The organism is Bacillus paralicheniformis (assembly GCF_002993925.1).
In the GTDB taxonomy this organism is placed as follows: Bacteria; Bacillota; Bacilli; order Bacillales; family Bacillaceae; genus Bacillus; species Bacillus paralicheniformis.
This window is the reverse complement of the sequence record NZ_CP023665.1, coordinates 3,622,271-3,639,845: the sequence shown is the minus strand read 5'-3', so window position 1 is coordinate 3,639,845 and position 17,575 is coordinate 3,622,271. Positions and strand designations below refer to the sequence as shown.

Genomic DNA, 17,575 nt, shown 5'->3' with positions numbered 1-17,575 from the left:
AACCGGTGAACGATATTAAAGGAATTGTTAACGAATAAACAAAAACAAGGCAGGCGGTTTGACATGAGACCAATGAAATTAAATGCTTCTTTCATTATGTATTTTGTGTGTATCAGCGCCTTTTTCGCATCGTTGAATCAAAATATCTATTCACCCATCATTCCGTTAATCAGAGATTCGTTTCACGTTTCCGTATCGATGGTCAACCTGTCCGTCTCGCTGTTCATCTTCATTACAGCTGTGATGCAGATCATTGTCGGCTCAATTGTCGACTTTAAAGGATCGAGGTTTGTGATGATGGCGAGCATGATCGTAACGGTCATTGCTACAATCGGCTGCGCCGTCGCAAGGGATTTTGGACTGTTTCTTTTTTTTAGGGTGCTGCAGGCTTTAGGGACGGCAGCGCTTCCATTAATTGCGGCAACCACAATCGGATCTCTGTTCCAGGGAACGAAGCGGGGCAGTGCGATGGGGACTTATCAAATGCTGCTTTCCCTTGCACCGGCAGCGGCGCCTATTCTCGGCGGTTTTATCGGGGAGCGCTATAATTATCCAGGAATTTTTTGGTTTTTGGCAGTCTTGTCTGTTCTTTTGCTTTTCGGAAATGCGTTTTGCTTTCCGCAGAGCCATGCGGAGAAAAAGACCAATCTCAGCGCGGGCAGCCTGTTGTCGCATTATAAGGATATTTTCAAAAACAGGACGGGAAATGCCGTTTTGATATTAAGCTATCTTCTTTTCTTTATTTATTTTTCAGTGATCGTATATTTGCCGATTTTGCTGACTGATCATTATCACCTTGATCTGCAGATCGTCGGCTTGCTGTATTTGCCGATAGCGGTCAGTACGGTTGCCGGCAGCGTGCTGTTTAAGTGGATACAAAAGAGATTGTCGCTCGGACGCCTGTTTCTGATCGGCAATCTGACCGCCGCGGCCAGCGTCGTCTGTTTTGGCTTTACCCACTCGTTTTCACTTTTCGCGTTGTCGGCGGCCCTCGTTCTTTTCGGCGTCACGATGGGGCTGATCCCGCCGCTGTTCTCTACGATGATGGCAAATGAATTTGATGAGAACCGCGGCAGTGCGATGGGCATGTTTAATTTTATCAGGTATACGGGAATGGCCTGCGGTCCTGTTCTATCAGGCGTGTTATTAGGAATGTCATCTTCTGTTTTCGTTTTCGGCTGTTTCGGCATCGTCTATGCCGCGGCCGCCCTTTTGATGATCGCGATCATGCGGAAAGCAGCTCAGACAAAGACGCTGCAAGAACCAAACAAAAAAGCTGCCAGGTCTTAAAACCGGGCAGCTTTTTTAATTACAGATCCGTTCTCCACATTTCTTCTTTCACTTGTCTTTTCTCAGACACAAAGGCGAACATCGTCAGCGTCAGTCCGCACATGGTCATAAGCGCACCGCCTGTGGCAAGGTATGTGTAGGACTCTGATGCATGAAGAATGAGTCCGCCGATCCATGCGCCGAGCGCGTTGGCCAAGTTAAATGCAGCGATGCTGACAGAGGTGGCGATCGTTGTTCCGTGTTCAGACGCAGCCACGACCTTTGTTTGCAAAAGGGGCACCGTTCCGAAAGCGCCGGCTCCGAATAAAAACGTCACGATGATGGCGCCGGCAGGGTGTCCGCTGACAAAAGGGAAGGCCGCAAGGATCGCCATGAGCGCGATCATCACGCCGATCATGGAGCGGGTTAACAGGTGAAACGGCACCTTTCCGGCGTAGAAATTGCCGACGACTCCGCCAAATCCGTAGGCGAAAAGGGCGGCTGTAATGCCGAGGCTGCCAAAACCGGCAGAATGCCGCAGCATCGGTTCAATAAACGTGTAGGCGATGAATACACCTGAATAGCCGAAAATTGTGATAGCAAAAGAGAAAAGAACTTGTTTATTTTTAAACACATCCCATTCATGGATCAATTTAGGGACGACTTTCGGTTTTCTGTGCGGCACCGTCAGCCAAATGCCGGCGAGGCCGATCAATCCGAGGAATGCGATCATCAGAAAAACGATCCGCCAGTTGAAAAGGTCGCCTAAATAAGAACCGAACGGAACGCCGAGCATCAGGGCGATGGTCAAGCCGCCGTTCATTGAAGCGGCAGCGGCGGCCCGCTTTTCGGGCGGTACCATTTCGCTGACGAACACCATCGTCGTTGCAAAAAATGCGCCATGAATGGAAGCGGATAGGATTCTTGAGATCAACAAAACGGTGAAGTTCGGCGCCAGGAAACTGAGCGCATTCGACAGTACAAACACACTCATCAAGCCGATCAATACCGGTTTTCGCGGCATTTTGACCGACAATATGGTGACGATCGGCCCCGTCAGACAAACGCTTCCCGCATATGCCGTTACCAATAAGCCAGTAGATGAAATCGGAACAGAGAGATCCTTTGAAATGGAAGTCAATATACCCATAACGACGTACTCTGTAAAGCCGATAGAAAATGTGCAAATCATAAAAATTGCGATGATCAGTTTGACTGGTGCGTGCAGTGTTTTATTCATCCTGCCCCCTCCTTTTAAAAAACATGAGTTTATATATTAAAAGATTAAAAGCCGATTTTCAACCGTTTGTTGTGGATCAATATGTTCCCAAAACGGTTAGCCGGCGGGACAAAAAGCGTCATCATCATGATGCCAGCGCTTTCTTAAAATCTGACATTTTATTTTCAAAGGTTAAAACATTCCACATTCCTGCCCCCCTACGGCTGCCTGCTGTTGGGGGTTTTTTATTTATAGACCGATTGAAACAGCTCTATCATAAAATGGCTTCTGAAAAAAGCGCTTACAAAACAAAACAAAATATGTTACTCTTTAAACAAACATATTCAAAAATAAACAAACAAAAACGGAGTGATACGTATGGTGGAATATTTATGGTCAGAAACTGAGGCTGCATCGCTGCGTCCGGGTCTTGACGAACTCGTCTACCGTTCCAACCTGATCGGCTCTGACCGATCGGTCTGCAACTGGGGCGGGGGAAACACATCGATGAAAACGACGGAAAAGGATTTCAGGGGCAGGGACATCGAGGTGATGTGGGTGAAAGGCAGCGGCTCGGACTTGGCGACGATGTCAGCGGGCCAATTTACCGGGCTGAGGCTCGATGATATTCGTCCGCTGATGGAACGGAGCAGCATGACCGATGAAGAAATGACGGCATATTTGTCCCATTGCATGATGGACGGAAAGCACCCGCGGCCGTCGATCGAAACGCTTCTTCATGCTTTTTTGCCGTTTCCGCATGTCGATCACACCCACCCCGATGCGATCATCAGCATCTGCTGCGCTGATAATGGAAAAGAGATCGCAGAGGAGATATTCGGCAGCCGCTTTGTATGGGTGCCTTATGTCAGACCGGGCTTCGCTTTATCGAAGCTGATAGCAGAAGGTGTGAAAAACAACCCGAATGCAGAGCTTGTTTTAATGGAGAAGCATGGGCTCGTCACCTGGGGGGAAACGGCGAAAGAAAGCTATGATCAGACGATTGCTGTGATTCGCGAAGCGGAAGCATACATTAAAAGCCGTTCAGAAGATCATCAGCCGTTTGGCGGACAGATGGTCGAGCCGCTTGCACCGGAGGACCGGAAACGGATTTTAGCCGATATCTTGCCAATTATCCGCGGCGCTGTCAGCGGAGAGAAACGCATGCTGCTCACATGGTGCGATGCTGATGATGTACTCGAATTCACGAACAGCAGGCGCGCTCCATCGCTTTCACAGGTCGGCGCCGCATGTCCGGATCACCTTGTGCATACAAAGCGGACGCCTGCCTATATTCCGTGGAATCCCGCTGAACAGGACATAGAGAAGCTGGTCGAACGGATCAAAACCGAGATTGCTAGGTTTAAAGAATCGTATGCCGCCTATTTTCAAAGAAACCGGCATGAAGGAGACGAGATGTTTGAACCGGCGCCGCGCGTGATGCTAATCCCGGGAATCGGCATGGTGGCAGCAGGTAAAAGCCTGGCGATGGCAAAGGTCAGCCGAGATTTATATCGGCGGGCGATTGCTGTCATGAAGGGAACAGAAGTCCTTGGAAACTTTGTATCTCTAAATGAGGAAGAATCCTACAATGTCGAATATTGGCCGCTTGAGCTTTATAAATTAACGCTTGCTCCGCCGGAAGCCGAATTTTCCCGCAAGATCGCATTTGTGACGGGAGGAGCGGGCGGAATCGGCAGCGAGACCTGCCGCCGCCTTGCTTCAGAAGGTGCGCATGTTGCTGTTGCTGACATTAATATAGAAGGCGCAGAAAAAACAGCCGCAGAGATTAATGAACAATACGGTGCGGAACGAGCATCCGCCGTCCGTATGGATGTGACGAAAGAAGAGGACGTTCAGGCGGCATTCGAGGAAATCGTCCTTAATTACGGCGGGATCGACATTCTCGTCAACAACGCGGGGCTTGCGACATCCAGCCCGCTTGATGAAACGACTCTCGAAGAATGGAATTTGAATATGAATGTACTTGGAACAGGATATTTTCTCGTCGCCAGAGAAGCTTTTAAGCAAATGAAAAGACAGGGTTCAGGCGGCAGCATGGTGTTTATCGGCTCGAAAAATTCCGTTTATGCAGGCAAAAACGCTTCGGCATACAGCTCTGCAAAAGCGCTTGAGGTTCATTTGGCGAGATGCATCGCCGCTGAAGGCGGACCGTATGGAATCCGCGTGAATTCAGTGCTTCCGGATGCGGTGCTTCAAGGGTCGGCCATCTGGGACTCCAAGTGGCGCGAAGAAAGAGCCGCCGCCTACGGGATTGAACCCGATCGGCTTGAAGAGCATTACCGCAAACGTACGACTCTTTCCGTCAACATTTATCCCGCCGACATCGCCGAAGCGATCGCTTATTTCGCTTCAGAAAAAACGGCAAAAACGACGGGATGCATGCTGACGGTTGACGGGGGAGTGCCGGCCGCATTTTCAAGGTAATTGGAAAGGAACGGCTTCGGCCGTCCTTTCAGAAAACAAAGGGGGAAAAGGGAGATGAAGGGCGAGACCCACTGGATCATACCGGACGGTTTTATTCCTCCGGAAAGTTCCGGAAGCTTGACGAGCCATGAAGCCATTTGTGTTTTAAATTGCCATGAAGAAGACGCAAACCTTGCGATCACAGTATACTTTGAAGACCGTCCGCCGCTCGAAGGCATTCCCGAGACGGTTCAGGGCAAGAGAACGAAGCATATTCGCACAAGTTCTTTGCACCGAGCAGGAGAACGCATTCCTGAAAATGTTCCTTATGCGATCGAGATCGCAAGCGATGTACCTGTGATCGTCCAGTACAGCCGGCTGGACACAACCCAGCCGGAACTTGCGTTAATGTCAACCATGGCATATCCGTTAAAAACAAGGGGGAAGGGTGTACATGATGAATGACCGGGCTTACGCTTTATTTGAAGAACAGCAGAAAGACAGAGGCATCAGCCTTTCTGAAGTAAAGGAAAAATTGAAAGCGCTTAAAATCGAGACGCCTTCATGGGGATACGGGGACTCGGGCACGCGCTTCAAAGTGTTTCAGCAAGAGGGCGTACCGAGGGATCCATTTGAAAAAATGGAAGATGCATCAGTCGTTCACAAATTAACCGGAACTTGTCCTTCCGTCGCCATCCATATTCCGTGGGATCAAGTTGATGATTACGGAAAGCTGAAAGCGCACGCCGAGCAGCTTGGCCTTGCCGTCGGCGCCGTGAATCCGAACTTGTTCCAGGACGATGACTACAAATTCGGAAGCGTCACAAACGTTAAAGCGGACATTCGCCAAAAAGCGACTGAGCAATTGCTCGAATGCGTCGATATTGCAAAACAAACAGGATCCAAGGAAATCAGCCTCTGGCTTGCCGACGGAACCAACTATCCCGGTCAGGGCGACATCAGAAAACGGAAAAATTGGATGTATGAGTGTCTGGCTGAAGTATACGAAGCGCTTGACGATGATATGCGGCTCTTGATTGAATACAAGTTTTTTGAGCCGGCATTTTATCATACAGACCTGGCGGATTGGGGGATGGCTTACAATTTGGCGCAAAAGCTCGGGCCGAAGGCTGAGGTGCTCGTCGACACCGGCCACCATCCCCAAGGGACGAACATCGAGCACATTGTCGCTTATTTGCTTGACGAAAAACGTCTCGGAGGCTTTCATTTCAACAGCCGCAAATACGCTGATGACGATTTGATCGCAGGCGCGCACAACCCGTACGAACTGTTTCTCATTTTTTATCAAATTTTGGACGCCTGCCGCGATTCCGACCCGAGTGTCCGGAAGACGGCCGAACATATTTCGTATATGCTTGATCAATGCCATTATCTCGAACCTAAAATCCCGGCTGTACTGCGCTCGGTCATGAATGTGCAGACTCAATTTGCAAAAGCGCTTTTGATCAACTTCGATGAAGTGAAGAAAGCGCAGGAAAATCATGACGTTCTTGCCGCAGAGGCTGCGATCCGCGAAGCATTTGAAATTGACGTCAAACCGCTCCTTTACGCCGTGCGGGAGGAAATGAACGTCCCGCCTGATCCGCTCAAAGCTTATGCGGAAAGCGGGTATGCGGAGAAAATACTGGCACGCGGCAAAGGCGGTGCAAGCTGGTGACGATTCTCGCTTTTGATCTTGGTGCGTCGAGCGGCAGAGCTTATGCAGGTCATGTGGACGGCGGTCTGATCAAAGCGGAGGAAATTCACCGTTTTCCAAATCAGCCCGTTCAGGCGGGAAAACACCTTTATTGGGACATTCTCAGGCTTTATCATGAAATCAAACAAGGCATTTTAAAGGCGAAAAACGGCTGCGGACGAATCAGCTGTATCGGAATCGATTCTTGGGCGGTTGATGTCGGCTTTCTTGATCGTAACGGAGAGCTGTTGGGGAACCCTTATCATTACCGAGACCCTTACACGGATGGAATGATGATGGAGGTGCTGAATGAAATCGGAAAAGAAGAGCTGTTTTCAAGAACCGGTATTCAACTTTTGCCGTTCAACACCATCTTTCAGCTCCGGGCGCTGAAAAAAGCGAATTCTCCGCTGTTGGAACACGCGGAAACGCTTTTAATGATTCCTGATTTGCTGCGCTATTTTTTAACGGGCGAGAAAAAAAGCGAGTTTACAAATGCGACGACAACTCAGCTGTTCAACCCGAAAACGTCAGATTGGGATTGGGAGCTCATCAGCCTTATGGGACTCCCGGCCAATATTTTTCCGAAGGATATAGCAAAACCAGGAAGCGAAGCGGGGAGGCTGTCACAATCAGTGTGCAGCGAATTGTCGGTGCCTGCCGTACCGGTCATTGCCGTCGGCGAACATGACACGGCTTCTGCAGTTGTCGGCGTTCCCGCTGAAACGGAAGACTTTGCATATTTGATTTGCGGCACCTGGTCGCTGATTGGAACTGAACTTGACATTCCGCTGATGTCAAAACAGGCGCTCGATTGGAATTTTACAAATGAGGGCGGTGCCGGCGGTACATTCCGCTTTTTAAAAAACATTATGGGATTGTGGCTGTTCCAGCGCTGTCAGGCGGATTGGGAAAAAGACGGGATCAGCTATTCGAGCGTTGAGCTTGTCAAACTTGCCGGACAGTCGGAAGCATTCAGGTCGGCGGTTGACCCGGATGACCCGGTGTTTCTTAATCCCGTGCATATGCCTGAGGCGATCAGGGAGTATTGCCGTGCAACTGGGCAGCACGTGCCGGAAACGCCCGGACAGATGATCCGCTGCGTGCTGGAAAGCCTTGCGTTTAAATACCGGTTTACGCTTGAACGGATTGAAACATTGACAGGAAAAGAATATGACGGACTTCACATGGCGGGCGGAGGGATTCGAAATGAACTGCTGTGCCAATACACGGCGAATGTACTGGCCAGAAATGTATGGGCCGGACCATCAGAGGCGAGCGCCATCGGCAACATTGCCGTACAGGCCATCGCACTCGACATGTTTTGGGATATTCAAAGCGCCCGAAAAGCGATCAGGACTTCCTTCCCTCAAAAAACGTATGTACCGGAAGATACAGAAGCGTGGGAGGCGGCATACCGCCGCTATACAAGTCAGATTCTCGGCGCCGCTTCCCGCTGAAAACATTTCCTGTATCGGCGCTGATGCGCTATCATGAAAGTAACAGTGACTTTTACCAAAAAAGGAAGGAAGTAAACGGATGCTTGTAGCTGAAAGACACCAAAAAATCGTCGAGCTTGTCAATCTGCGCTCGAGCGTACGCGTCACAGAACTGAGCGAGCTTTTTTCCGTCACGGAAGAAACGATTAGGCGCGATTTGGAAAAGCTTGAGAAGGAAAATAAGCTGAAAAGAAGTCATGGCGGCGCTGTCAGCGTACAGACCGAAGAAGCGGAGGTGCATTTTCGCGAGCGCGAAATTACAAACGTAAACGAAAAAAAGATGATTGCATTTGAAGCCGTTAAGCACGTGAAAAGCGGGGAACGAATAATTCTTGACGCCAGCACGACGGCATGGTACATGGCAAAAGCACTTGAAAACATCCCGCTGACCGTCATCTCCAATTCAGTCAGAGTCGCGATTGAACTCAGCAAAAAAGAAAAGGTGACGGTCATTTCAACCGGCGGGATGCTGCTGCCGCAATCGATGTCATATGTCGGTCCTTTGGCTGAGCGCTCCCTTGATATGTATCACGTCAACAAAACATTTCTATCTTGCAAAGGCGTCGACCCTGCGAGCGGTTTGAGCGATTCAAACGAAATGCAGGCGCTGTTGAAAAAACGGATGATCGAGATTGCGGACGAAACGATCTTGATGGCGGACAGCAGCAAATTCGGGACCCGTGCTTTCTCGCAAATCGACCGCCTTCATAACGGATACAGGATCATCACAGATTCAGGAATTGACAAAGCAAACCTTGCCCTCTTGAAAGACATTACAGAGACCATCACGATCGTCGGCTGAAACCAAGCTTTTCAAGCACTTGATTTTAAAATCAGGCGCAAATGGGATAAAATAGAAGAGTAAAAAAGGAAAGGAGATGTTTTTGATGGCGAAAAAGATTTTGATCGTAACGGGCGACGCAGTTGAAGCGCTGGAAGTGTATTATCCTTATTACCGCTGTCTTGAAGAGGGCTATGAAACGACGATCGCCGCACCGAAAAAGAAAAAGATTCATACGGTTGTTCATGACTTTTTGGATTGGGATACATACACCGAAAAGCCGGGCTATTTAATTGACGCGCATGCTTCATTTGATGAGATTGATCCGTCCGAATACGACGGCATCATCATTCCGGGCGGACGCGCGCCGGAATTTATCCGGATGTACGATTCCCTGCTGAAAATTGTTGCTCATTTCTTTGAGGAAAATAAACCGGTCGGCGCGATTTGTCACGCGAGCCTGATTTTCACAAGCCTGAGAGAACATCTGAAAGGTCGGGAGCTGACGGCTTACATCGCCTGCAAACCGGAAGTCGAAGCCGCGGGCGCGACTTATGTAGAGGAGAAGCTTCATGTCGACGCCAATCTGGTCTCAGGCCATGACTGGTCCAATCTGCCGGAGTTTATGAGAGAATTTTTTAAAGCGTTAAACAAATAATATGCAGGGACGACCCCGCAGAAAATTGGGGTTGTCTCTTTTTTTTAGACATGTTTCGCTTCGCATTTTATAATGGTACAAACGGGTAACTTGGACAAAATATAATGGAAAGAGAGGTGCTCCGATGTCAGCAGATCATCATGAACACACATTAAATCCCAAAAGTTCTAAAGGAAAAGAACAAATCACAAACCGTTTAAAGCGGATTGAAGGGCAGGTCAGAGGCATTCAAAACATGATCGAAAATGACCGCTACTGCGTCGATATTCTTGTTCAAATCTCAGCTGTGCAAGCCGCGATGCAAAAGGTGGCTTTCAGCCTGCTTGAAGATCATACCCACCATTGTGTCGCAAACGCGATTAAAAGCGGTGAAGGCGAAGAGGCCATCGAGGAGCTGCTTGATGTGTTTAAGCGTTTTTCAAAGTCGTGAACGAAAAAAGGGAAAATCGTTTTCTTGAAATACCCTACAGGGGTATGGTAATATAAAACCGATCAATATCATCAAACCATAGGAGGTTTTCAATATGGAACAAAAAACACTGAAAGTCGAAGGCATGTCTTGCAACCACTGTGTTCAGGCAGTAGAAGGAAACGTCGGAAAGCTTGGCGGAGTAGAGTCCGTTAAAGTGAATTTAAGCGAGGGCAAGGTCGAAGTTTCGTTTGATTCAGGCAAAGTATCGCTGAAAGAAATCATCGATACGATCGAAGATCAGGGGTATGATGTCGCAGGCTAATGTATACCTATAAGGGGTATATAAGGAGTGAAGGATATGGACGGACAAAAAGAAGCCACCCTCCAAATCTCTGGCATGACCTGCGCCGCCTGTGCGGCGCGGATCGAGAAAGGGTTGAAAAGGCTTGACGGCGTTCAGGACGCAAATGTGAACTTGGCGCTGGAAAAATCAAAAATCGTTTATGATCCGGGGCAAATCGAAGTCGGACAGCTGGCTGAAAAAGTCGAATCGCTCGGCTATCAAGTTCCAGCGGAAAAAGCCGAATTCGCAATTTCCGGCATGACGTGTGCGGCTTGCGCCAACCGGGTTGAAAAGCGCCTCAACAAGCTGCCGGGCGTCAAAAACGCCGCCGTCAACTTTGCCATAGAGACTGCGGCAGTCGACTATCATACCGGTGCGGTTTCGCCGGAGGAAATGATCGAAGCCGTTGAAAAGCTCGGCTACAAACTCGAGCTGAAAAAAGACCAAACTGCGGATGGAGCGGCGGAACAAAGAGAAAAAGGCATTCAGCGTCAAACTGGCAAGTTTATTTTTTCGGCCATTTTATCTTTTCCGCTGCTCTGGGCAATGGTCAGCCATTTCAAATTCACGTCATTTATATGGCTGCCGGGGATGTTCATGGATCCCTGGGTTCAGTTCGCGTTGGCGACACCGGTTCAGTTTATCGTCGGGAAACAGTTTTACACAGGGGCTTATAAAGCGCTTCGGAACAAAAGCGCGAACATGGATGTGCTGGTCGCTCTCGGCACGTCTGCCGCGTATTTCTACAGCTTGTATTTAAGCATTGAAAGCCTCGGCACGAACCGGCATCCGGACGGACTTTATTATGAAACAAGCGCCATCCTCTTAACCTTGATCATTTTAGGAAAGCTGTTTGAAGCGAAAGCGAAAGGGCGCTCATCCGAAGCGATCAAAAAGCTGATGGGGCTGCAGGCAAAGACGGCGACCGTCGTCAGAAACGGCGAAGAGATGACCGTGCCGATTGAAAACGTATTGGCAGGCGACATCATGTACGTGAAGCCCGGTGAAAAAGTACCGGCAGACGGAGAGATTGTCGAAGGACGTTCTGCGCTGGATGAATCAATGATCACCGGTGAAAGCATCCCTGTTGACAAGACGGTTGGAGATCCGGTTATCGGTGCTACAATCAATAAAAATGGATTTTTAAAAGTAAGAGCAGAAAAAGTAGGCAAAGATACTGCGCTGGCGCAGATTATAAAAGTCGTGGAAGAGGCGCAAGGTTCAAAAGCTCCGATTCAACGGCTCGCAGACCGGATTTCCGGGGTTTTTGTGCCGATTGTCGTGGCGATCGCGGTCATCACATTTCTCGTCTGGTATTTGGCGGTTAGCCCCGGTGAATTCGGCACGGCGCTGGAAAAGCTGATTGCGGTGCTTGTGATCGCATGTCCGTGTGCGCTCGGTTTGGCAACACCGACTTCGATCATGGCCGGATCGGGCCGTGCGGCTGAATTCGGAATTTTATTCAAAGGCGGCGAACATTTGGAGACGGCTCACCGCTTGGAGATGATCGTGCTTGACAAGACGGGGACGGTCACAAATGGAAAGCCTCAGCTCACAGATGTGCGCACTGAACCATGGATCGATGAAACATCGTTTCTCAAGCTTATCGGTGCTGCGGAAAAAAACTCTGAACATCCGCTTGCTGAAGCCATTGTCGAAGGCGTTAAAAAGAGAGAGATAGAACCGGCCTCCGCAGACAGCTTTGAAGCGATACCCGGTTATGGTATCGAAGCCGCAGTCAATGAAAAACGGATTTTGATCGGCACAAGACGGCTGATGGAAAGCCGTGATATTGACATTCAAGAGGCGCACAGCGAAATGGAGAAGTTTGAAACACAAGGAAAGACGGCGATGCTTGCCGCCATCGACGGTCGGTTTGCCGGGCTGATCGCCGTCGCCGATACGATAAAAGACACGTCGAAGAGAGCGGTGAAAAGGCTGCATGATATGGGGCTTGAAGTCGTCATGATCACCGGAGACAACCGGCGGACGGCAGAAGCGATTGCTGCTGAAGCCGGCATTCAGCATGTCATTGCAGAAGTCCTGCCTGAAGGAAAAGCAGATGAAGTGAAGAAAATCCAGGCAAAAGGCAAAAAAGTCGCGATGGTCGGCGACGGCATCAATGATGCGCCGGCACTGGCGGCAGCCGATACCGGAATGGCGATCGGAACGGGGACTGACGTCGCCATGGAAGCCGCCGATATCACCTTGATCCGCGGCGATTTAAACAGCATCGCCGATGCGATCCTAATGAGCAGGCTGACGATCAAAAACATTAAACAAAACCTTTTCTGGGCGTTTGCCTACAACAGCATCGGCATTCCGTTCGCGGCCGTCGGGCTTTTGGCCCCGTGGATCGCAGGTGCCGCGATGGCGTTCAGTTCGGTCTCGGTCGTTCTGAATGCACTCAGGCTGCAAAAGGTGAAGCTTGATTGGAGGAATCCGTCTTGAAGGATAAAACAGTACTCGTTTGGACGGTTTCGGCGGTTGTTTATGTAGGAATTGTCATGCTCGTATACAGCATATTGGCCGCTCAGGAACCGATACCCGATGAAAAGCCTCATGACGGTCATGCTTTAGAAGAGCATGCCAAATGATTTGAAAAAGCCGGATGTTAAAGAACATCCGGCTTTTTGCATTAGTATCTGTTATTGCTCATACACATCAAAATCTTTTCCTGAACGATTTCTTTCATGGCTTCTTTGGCGGGGGTCATATATTTTCTTGGATCGCTTGCATCAGTGTGTTCATGCAGATAACGGCGCAGTTTATCTGAAAAAGGAATTTTTAATTCAGTCGCGATATTTACTTTTGCACAGCCGAGCTTGATGCACTTTCTTACATCTTCTTGCGGAATTCCTGAGGCGCCGTGCAGGACAAGCGGAACTGAAACCCGTTTTTGAACCGCGGCCAGCCGGTCAAAATCGATATTGGGTTCTTTTGAGTAAAGCCCGTGGGCTGTACCGATTGCCACCGCAAGCGAATCGATTCCGGTTTTCTCGACGAACTCTTTTGCTGCATCCGGATCGGTGTAATAAGCGTCGGCTTCATCCACGATTAAATCATCTTCCTGTCCGCCGAGCCTTCCGAGCTCGGCTTCTACAGTGGCATCTTTTTGCCGGGCATATTGTACGATGCTCGCTACAATTGCGGTATTTTCGGCAAATGGATGGTGCGAAGCATCAATCATCACCGATTTTGTCCCTAATGATAAAGACTCGCGAATATCATCAATCTCTTCATGATGATCGAGATGGAGGGCGACCGGGATTGAACAGCGCGCTGCGGCCGTTTCTGCAATCGCTTGAATATAGTCGCGGCCTGCATAGCTGAAGGTTCCGGGAGTAGCCGCAAGAATCACGGGGGACCTTAGGGCTTCAGCCGCTTCTGTCACGGCTTGCACGGTTTCCAGGTTGTGAATGTTAAAGGCCGGTACCGCATAGCCGTTTGTCTGTGCGTCCAACAGCATTTTCTTCGTATTTGTCAGCATATCGATTCCTTCTTTCTGATCAAAATTAGGATATATAGCTCGAAAAGGTGTTCAGAATGTCGTCAGGACTCGAGGCTTTAAGCAGCTGCTGCCTCGCATCTTCGTGAACAAGCATGCGAGACACCGATGATAATAGATTGAGATGTGTGCTGCCTGCCTCGGCATCTGGTATCAATAAAGCAATGATAAATGTGACAGGGTTTTGATCAAGCGCGTTCCATTCGATGCCCATCTGGTTTTGAATGATGATGACAGATGCTTCTGTGATGTCCTTCAGTTTTGCATGGGGAATGGCAAAGCCTTCAATGAAGCCGGTCGTACTTTCAGCCTCTCTTTGTGCCAATCCGTGTATGACCGCTTGTTTTGTTTGGGCGGCTCCCGATTCATATGCGACCTGAGCCACCCGGTCAAATGCTTCCGCTTGGGAAGATAACGTTTCTTGAAGATAGATGTGCTCTTTTTTGATTAAAGCTGTTGTGCCCATGTTTGATCAGCCTTTCTGTTTTTCATATGTCCGTTTTTGATAAAAACCGTATAAGAAGGCGCCGATAAGCGATCCGATGATAATCGACAACACCCATTGAAAGGCTCCTGTGACAACGGGAAGTACAAGGAATCCGCCGTGCGGGGCAGGTACTTGAACTGCGAATGAGTATGTTAATATCGCCGATATCGAAGAGCCGATCATCAAAATCGGAATGACAGGGATCGGTTTTTTTGCGGCGAACGGGATAGCACCTTCGGTAATATGAGTGGCGCCGAGAATAAAATTGACAAGCCCTGCATTTCGGTCCTGCTGGCTGAAATATTTGCGGAAAAGCAAAGTGGCAAACGCAATGACGAGCGGCGGTGTGATGCACGCGGCGGAAACGCCTGCCATGAAATATTGGTTCCCTTCAGCGAGAAGAGCAGTGCCGGTGACATAAGCGGCTTTATTGACCGGACCGCCCATGTCAAATGCGCTCATACAGCCGATAATCAAGCCGAGAATGACGGGATTCGCTCCTTGAAAATCGGCTAAAAAGTCCTTCATCCCTTCATTGATGGCCGTCATCGGCTCCACGAGGAAAAACATGACCGCACCGATCAGAAAAATGCCGATAACCGGATAAAGAAAAATTGCTTTTAGCCCTTCAAGGGATTGAGGCATTTTTTTAAGTGCATACGAGAGACCGTAAATGATCAGTCCCGCCAAAAAACCGGATACGATGCCGCCCAGAAAACCCGCTCCCCCCGTGCTGGCGATCATGCCGCCGATAAACCCGACAATCAGGCCGGGACGTTTGGCCATTGAAGCGGCGATATAAGCGGATAAAATCGGAACCATCAGCTGGAAGCCGAATGCGCCCGTTTTATTCAGCAATTCGGCAAAAGCGTTGTAGCTAGGATGTTCAGGATCTGCTGAATGGATGCCGAATAAAAAGGAAAGTGCAATTAAAACCCCTCCGCCGACGACAAATGGGAGCATGTGGGAAACCCCGTTCATCAAATGTTTATATATTTTACGGCCGATGGAAGCGGCTTCGCCTGTTTGGAGTTCATCCTCTGTTTTTGCCGCTGTTTGTTCGCGGTAAATCGGCGCTTCGCCGTTCAGCAGCGCCCGAATTAAAGATTCCGCATCTCGGATGCCCCGCGCAACCGGGACGTCAAGGACGCGTTTGCCTGCAAAACGCTCGGCGCCTACATCTTTGTCAGCCGCGACAATGACTCCGTCGGCTTGTTTAATGTCCTCTGGCGATAGTTCGTTTTGAACTCCGATTTGTCCGTGTGTTTCGACTTTGATTTCTACACCCAGTTTGGCGGCGGCCTGTTTTAAGGCCTCTTCAGCCATAAATGTATGGGCAATGCCTGTTGGACAGCCGGTTGCCGCGATGATTTTGAACTTTTTCATAAGAAAACCCCCTTTATAAATGAGTGATTTGAATTTGTGAAGCTGTTTGATCGAGTTTGGACACATCTCCGAGGCCTTTCGAGAAAGCCGTCAAGGATCCGGCGGCAGAGGCGTGTCTGAGTGCTTCAGGAACAGAACAGCCCAGCTCCTGTTTTCCGACGAACACGGCAAGCATGGCATCGCCGGCACACGCGGTATTGACAACTTTGCCTTTGGCGGCTGTCGCTTTTAAGGTTCTTTGGCGGTCCAAATAAAGGGCGCCGTCTTTGCCGCGTGAGATGAGAACCCTTTGAGCGCCGCGATTGAGGAGCTCCTTTCCGTAGTGGATGATTTCTTCTTCAGACAGCGCTTTCTTCCGGCTGAAAAAAGCGGCAAGCTCCTGTTCATTCGGTTTAATCAGGTAAGGATGGTATGAAAGACAATCTAATAGGACGGGAGAGCTGATATCCAAGATCAACTTCAGTTTGTTTTCGGCGGCAATCTCGGAAAGCGAAAGGTACATGTCATCTGGGACTCCTCTCGGAAGACTGCCTGAAACAAATAAAAAGCGGCCGGACGGAATTTGACGGATTTTGTTGATCAGCTCCTGTTTTCGGCCTTCAGATATGAGCGGACCTTTGTTTACGATTTTGAATTCCCGGGTGGCATTAATAAAAATATTAATCCGTGAGATGCCTTCGACTTCGACAAAGTCTGTGACGATTTTTTCATTCAGCAGTTCATTTTCAATAAAACGCCCGGTAAATCCGCCTGTAAATCCAAGCGCGGTATTGTTAAGGCCGAGGCGCTTGAGCATAAAAGAAATATTGACACCTTTTCCGTTTGGCTGATAATCTTCATCTTTAGTGCGGTTGACGACATCGGGAAGCAGCTCGTCGGTTTCAACGAATAAGTCGACCGCGGTATTCATCGTGCATGTATAGATCATGCTGTATCCCCCCTTTATCTGTGGCTTCACAGACATTATGTCACAGATAAAAGGGGGGATGTTTACAGGTTGTGTAAAGGTTTTCAGCTATGAGCAGTGCGGATGACGTATGAGTCCAGCATGATGCGGGAGAGGACTTGCAGAGGGAGGCGCGAGCGGACTTCATAATCGGGAAAAAATGATTGTTCACCTTTAAACCCGACTAGTACGATCTCTGATAATTTCGCAAGACGCGAATCGATCCTTGTTGTTAATGTAATGGTGGAAATGGCTTGCAATTTGAAATTTTGCGCGGCTTCAACAAGCTCCTCTGTCTCGCCGTTCAGGGAAACAAAAAGGCCGAGGTCTTTTTTTGCCAGTGTTTTTGACTTGCCTCTGATAATATTCGGGTCGCTGTGCATCTCGCAGTTTTTGCCGAGTAGCTGAAGCTTGATCGTCATCTCAGTCCCAATCATTTCAGACAATCCCCTTGCGAAAATGTAAACTTTTTCGGCATTGCTGATTTTTTGAATGGCATCTTCGATCAACCCGATATCAAGCATTTTAATCGTATCCAGAACTTCTCTTTCATTCTTGAGCACGGCCTGTTTAATTTGGCTGTCGATATCATCCATCAGCGGAGCGTGGCCGAGGTGGTGTTTTTCTTTTAATGCGTACTTAAAAGAAGTGTAGCCGTCATAACCGAGCTTTTTCATTAACCTGACAATCGTGGCTGTTGAAACATTTGCATCCTCGCTTAATTTTACAATCGATAAAGTGGCGATGACATCTAAGTGCTGATAAATGTACTCGAGCAAATGCCGTTCTGAATCGCTGAGCGACTGATATGTGTCAGAAGTCATTTGAAACACGCTGTCTTTCATATTAAAACCCCCTTTTATAGTCATATTGTATCAGTTTAGCAAGGGGGGAGGAGAAAAAATAAACGTTTCCGACATAAAAATATCCGGCCCGAGAGCCGG

Annotated in this window: 18 protein-coding genes; 12 read left to right on the top strand and 6 right to left on the bottom strand. The window is 48.9% G+C overall.

What is annotated here, in order from left to right; translation table 11 throughout:
- The first annotated feature begins 63 nt into the window (after positions 1 to 63).
- Positions 64 to 1,290 carry an MFS transporter gene (locus CP943_RS18640; RefSeq protein ID WP_035337705.1) on the top strand — a complete coding sequence of 409 codons (1,227 nt, stop codon included), beginning with the start codon at positions 64 to 66 and terminating at the stop codon, positions 1,288 to 1,290.
- Positions 1,291 to 1,309: 19 nt separating this feature from the next.
- On the opposite strand, the gene CP943_RS18635 is transcribed toward CP943_RS18640, so the two are convergent.
- Positions 1,310 to 2,509, bottom strand: coding sequence for an MFS transporter (locus CP943_RS18635; RefSeq protein WP_023856293.1), 1,200 nt, complete (start codon positions 2,507 to 2,509; stop codon positions 1,310 to 1,312).
- On the opposite strand from CP943_RS18635, the gene CP943_RS18630 reads away from it, so the two are divergent.
- The 11 genes from CP943_RS18630 (at position 2,488) to CP943_RS22520 (ending at position 12,901) form a co-directional block, all read left to right on the top strand.
- The gene (locus CP943_RS18630; RefSeq protein ID WP_158700707.1) at positions 2,488 to 2,895 is read left to right on the top strand and encodes a hypothetical protein; all 408 of its coding nucleotides are present in this window, start codon (positions 2,488 to 2,490) and stop codon (positions 2,893 to 2,895) included. The two genes, CP943_RS18635 and CP943_RS18630, sit on opposite strands and share 22 nt — an antisense overlap.
- Complete coding sequence (locus CP943_RS18625; protein ID WP_105981228.1) at positions 2,867 to 4,936, top strand: bifunctional aldolase/short-chain dehydrogenase; 2,070 nt, start codon at positions 2,867 to 2,869, stop codon at positions 4,934 to 4,936. The genes CP943_RS18630 and CP943_RS18625 overlap by 29 nt, the downstream gene beginning before the upstream one ends.
- Before the next feature lie 54 nt (positions 4,937 to 4,990).
- Positions 4,991 to 5,380: a sensory rhodopsin transducer gene (locus tag CP943_RS18620; protein ID WP_023856290.1), complete on the top strand. Its 390-nt coding sequence runs from the start codon at positions 4,991 to 4,993 to the stop codon at positions 5,378 to 5,380.
- On the top strand, positions 5,373 to 6,593 hold the full coding sequence (rhaI, locus tag CP943_RS18615; protein ID WP_023856289.1) for an L-rhamnose isomerase: 1,221 nt from the start codon (positions 5,373 to 5,375) through the stop codon (positions 6,591 to 6,593). Before CP943_RS18620 ends, rhaI begins: the two co-directional genes overlap by 8 nt.
- Positions 6,590 to 8,071 (top strand): rhamnulokinase, encoded by a 1,482-nt coding sequence (locus CP943_RS18610; protein WP_105981227.1) that lies wholly within the window; start codon positions 6,590 to 6,592, stop codon positions 8,069 to 8,071. Before rhaI ends, CP943_RS18610 begins: the two co-directional genes overlap by 4 nt.
- 79 nt (positions 8,072 to 8,150) lie before the next feature.
- Positions 8,151 to 8,912: a DeoR/GlpR family DNA-binding transcription regulator gene (locus CP943_RS18605; RefSeq protein ID WP_080131506.1), complete on the top strand. Its 762-nt coding sequence runs from the start codon at positions 8,151 to 8,153 to the stop codon at positions 8,910 to 8,912.
- An 85-nt stretch (positions 8,913 to 8,997) separates the two neighbouring features.
- A complete protein-coding gene (locus tag CP943_RS18600; protein WP_003185255.1) occupies positions 8,998 to 9,549 on the top strand; it encodes a DJ-1/PfpI family protein in 552 nt (183 codons plus the stop codon).
- A gap of 124 nt (positions 9,550 to 9,673) precedes the next feature.
- The gene (gene csoR / locus CP943_RS18595) at positions 9,674 to 9,979 is read left to right on the top strand and encodes a copper-sensing transcriptional repressor CsoR (RefSeq protein WP_020452956.1); all 306 of its coding nucleotides are present in this window, start codon (positions 9,674 to 9,676) and stop codon (positions 9,977 to 9,979) included.
- A 94-nt stretch (positions 9,980 to 10,073) separates the two neighbouring features.
- Positions 10,074 to 10,283, top strand: a complete 210-nt coding sequence (gene copZ / locus CP943_RS18590) for a copper chaperone CopZ (RefSeq protein ID WP_020452955.1) — start codon at positions 10,074 to 10,076, stop codon at positions 10,281 to 10,283.
- Between the two features lie 36 nt (positions 10,284 to 10,319).
- Positions 10,320 to 12,755 (top strand): heavy metal translocating P-type ATPase, encoded by a 2,436-nt coding sequence (locus tag CP943_RS18585; RefSeq protein WP_050820781.1) that lies wholly within the window; start codon positions 10,320 to 10,322, stop codon positions 12,753 to 12,755.
- On the top strand, positions 12,752 to 12,901 hold the full coding sequence (locus CP943_RS22520; protein WP_023856286.1) for a hypothetical protein: 150 nt from the start codon (positions 12,752 to 12,754) through the stop codon (positions 12,899 to 12,901). The genes CP943_RS18585 and CP943_RS22520 overlap by 4 nt, the downstream gene beginning before the upstream one ends.
- 41 nt (positions 12,902 to 12,942) lie before the next feature.
- Here CP943_RS22520 and CP943_RS18580 read toward each other — a convergent pair whose 3' ends face one another.
- From CP943_RS18580 to CP943_RS18560, 5 genes are all read right to left on the bottom strand, one after another.
- Positions 12,943 to 13,794, bottom strand: a complete 852-nt coding sequence (locus tag CP943_RS18580) for a tagatose bisphosphate family class II aldolase (protein WP_095323710.1) — start codon at positions 13,792 to 13,794, stop codon at positions 12,943 to 12,945.
- Positions 13,795 to 13,819: 25 nt separating this feature from the next.
- The gene (locus tag CP943_RS18575; protein ID WP_026580110.1) at positions 13,820 to 14,278 is read right to left on the bottom strand and encodes a PTS sugar transporter subunit IIA; all 459 of its coding nucleotides are present in this window, start codon (positions 14,276 to 14,278) and stop codon (positions 13,820 to 13,822) included.
- Positions 14,279 to 14,284: 6 nt separating this feature from the next.
- Positions 14,285 to 15,685, bottom strand: a complete 1,401-nt coding sequence (locus tag CP943_RS18570) for a PTS fructose transporter subunit IIC (RefSeq protein ID WP_026580109.1) — start codon at positions 15,683 to 15,685, stop codon at positions 14,285 to 14,287.
- Positions 15,686 to 15,698: 13 nt separating this feature from the next.
- Complete coding sequence (gene pfkB / locus CP943_RS18565) at positions 15,699 to 16,613, bottom strand: 1-phosphofructokinase (RefSeq protein WP_023856281.1); 915 nt, start codon at positions 16,611 to 16,613, stop codon at positions 15,699 to 15,701.
- A gap of 83 nt (positions 16,614 to 16,696) precedes the next feature.
- Positions 16,697 to 17,476 carry a MurR/RpiR family transcriptional regulator gene (locus tag CP943_RS18560; RefSeq protein ID WP_003185233.1) on the bottom strand — a complete coding sequence of 260 codons (780 nt, stop codon included), beginning with the start codon at positions 17,474 to 17,476 and terminating at the stop codon, positions 16,697 to 16,699.
- Positions 17,477 to 17,575: the final 99 nt, after the last annotated feature.

Excerpts from the sequence above, each read along its gene's own strand:
- CP943_RS18580 (WP_095323710.1), bottom strand. The coding sequence starts at position 13,794 with ATGCTGACAAATACGAAGAAAATGCTGTTGGACGCACAGACAAACGGC.
- CP943_RS18575 (WP_026580110.1), bottom strand. The coding sequence starts at position 14,278 with ATGGGCACAACAGCTTTAATCAAAAAAGAGCACATCTATCTTCAAGAA.
- CP943_RS18605 (WP_080131506.1), top strand. The coding sequence starts at position 8,151 with ATGCTTGTAGCTGAAAGACACCAAAAAATCGTCGAGCTTGTCAATCTG.
- copZ (WP_020452955.1), top strand. The coding sequence starts at position 10,074 with ATGGAACAAAAAACACTGAAAGTCGAAGGCATGTCTTGCAACCACTGT.
- CP943_RS18625 (WP_105981228.1), top strand. The coding sequence starts at position 2,867 with ATGGTGGAATATTTATGGTCAGAAACTGAGGCTGCATCGCTGCGTCCG.
- rhaI (WP_023856289.1), top strand. The coding sequence starts at position 5,373 with ATGAATGACCGGGCTTACGCTTTATTTGAAGAACAGCAGAAAGACAGA.
- pfkB (WP_023856281.1), bottom strand. The coding sequence starts at position 16,613 with ATGATCTATACATGCACGATGAATACCGCGGTCGACTTATTCGTTGAA.
- CP943_RS18640 (WP_035337705.1), top strand. The coding sequence starts at position 64 with ATGAGACCAATGAAATTAAATGCTTCTTTCATTATGTATTTTGTGTGT.
- CP943_RS18570 (WP_026580109.1), bottom strand. The coding sequence starts at position 15,685 with ATGAAAAAGTTCAAAATCATCGCGGCAACCGGCTGTCCAACAGGCATT.
- csoR (WP_020452956.1), top strand. The coding sequence starts at position 9,674 with ATGTCAGCAGATCATCATGAACACACATTAAATCCCAAAAGTTCTAAA.
- CP943_RS18585 (WP_050820781.1), top strand. The coding sequence starts at position 10,320 with ATGGACGGACAAAAAGAAGCCACCCTCCAAATCTCTGGCATGACCTGC.
- CP943_RS18635 (WP_023856293.1), bottom strand. The coding sequence starts at position 2,509 with ATGAATAAAACACTGCACGCACCAGTCAAACTGATCATCGCAATTTTT.
- CP943_RS18560 (WP_003185233.1), bottom strand. The coding sequence starts at position 17,476 with ATGAAAGACAGCGTGTTTCAAATGACTTCTGACACATATCAGTCGCTC.
- CP943_RS18620 (WP_023856290.1), top strand. The coding sequence starts at position 4,991 with ATGAAGGGCGAGACCCACTGGATCATACCGGACGGTTTTATTCCTCCG.
- CP943_RS18600 (WP_003185255.1), top strand. The coding sequence starts at position 8,998 with ATGGCGAAAAAGATTTTGATCGTAACGGGCGACGCAGTTGAAGCGCTG.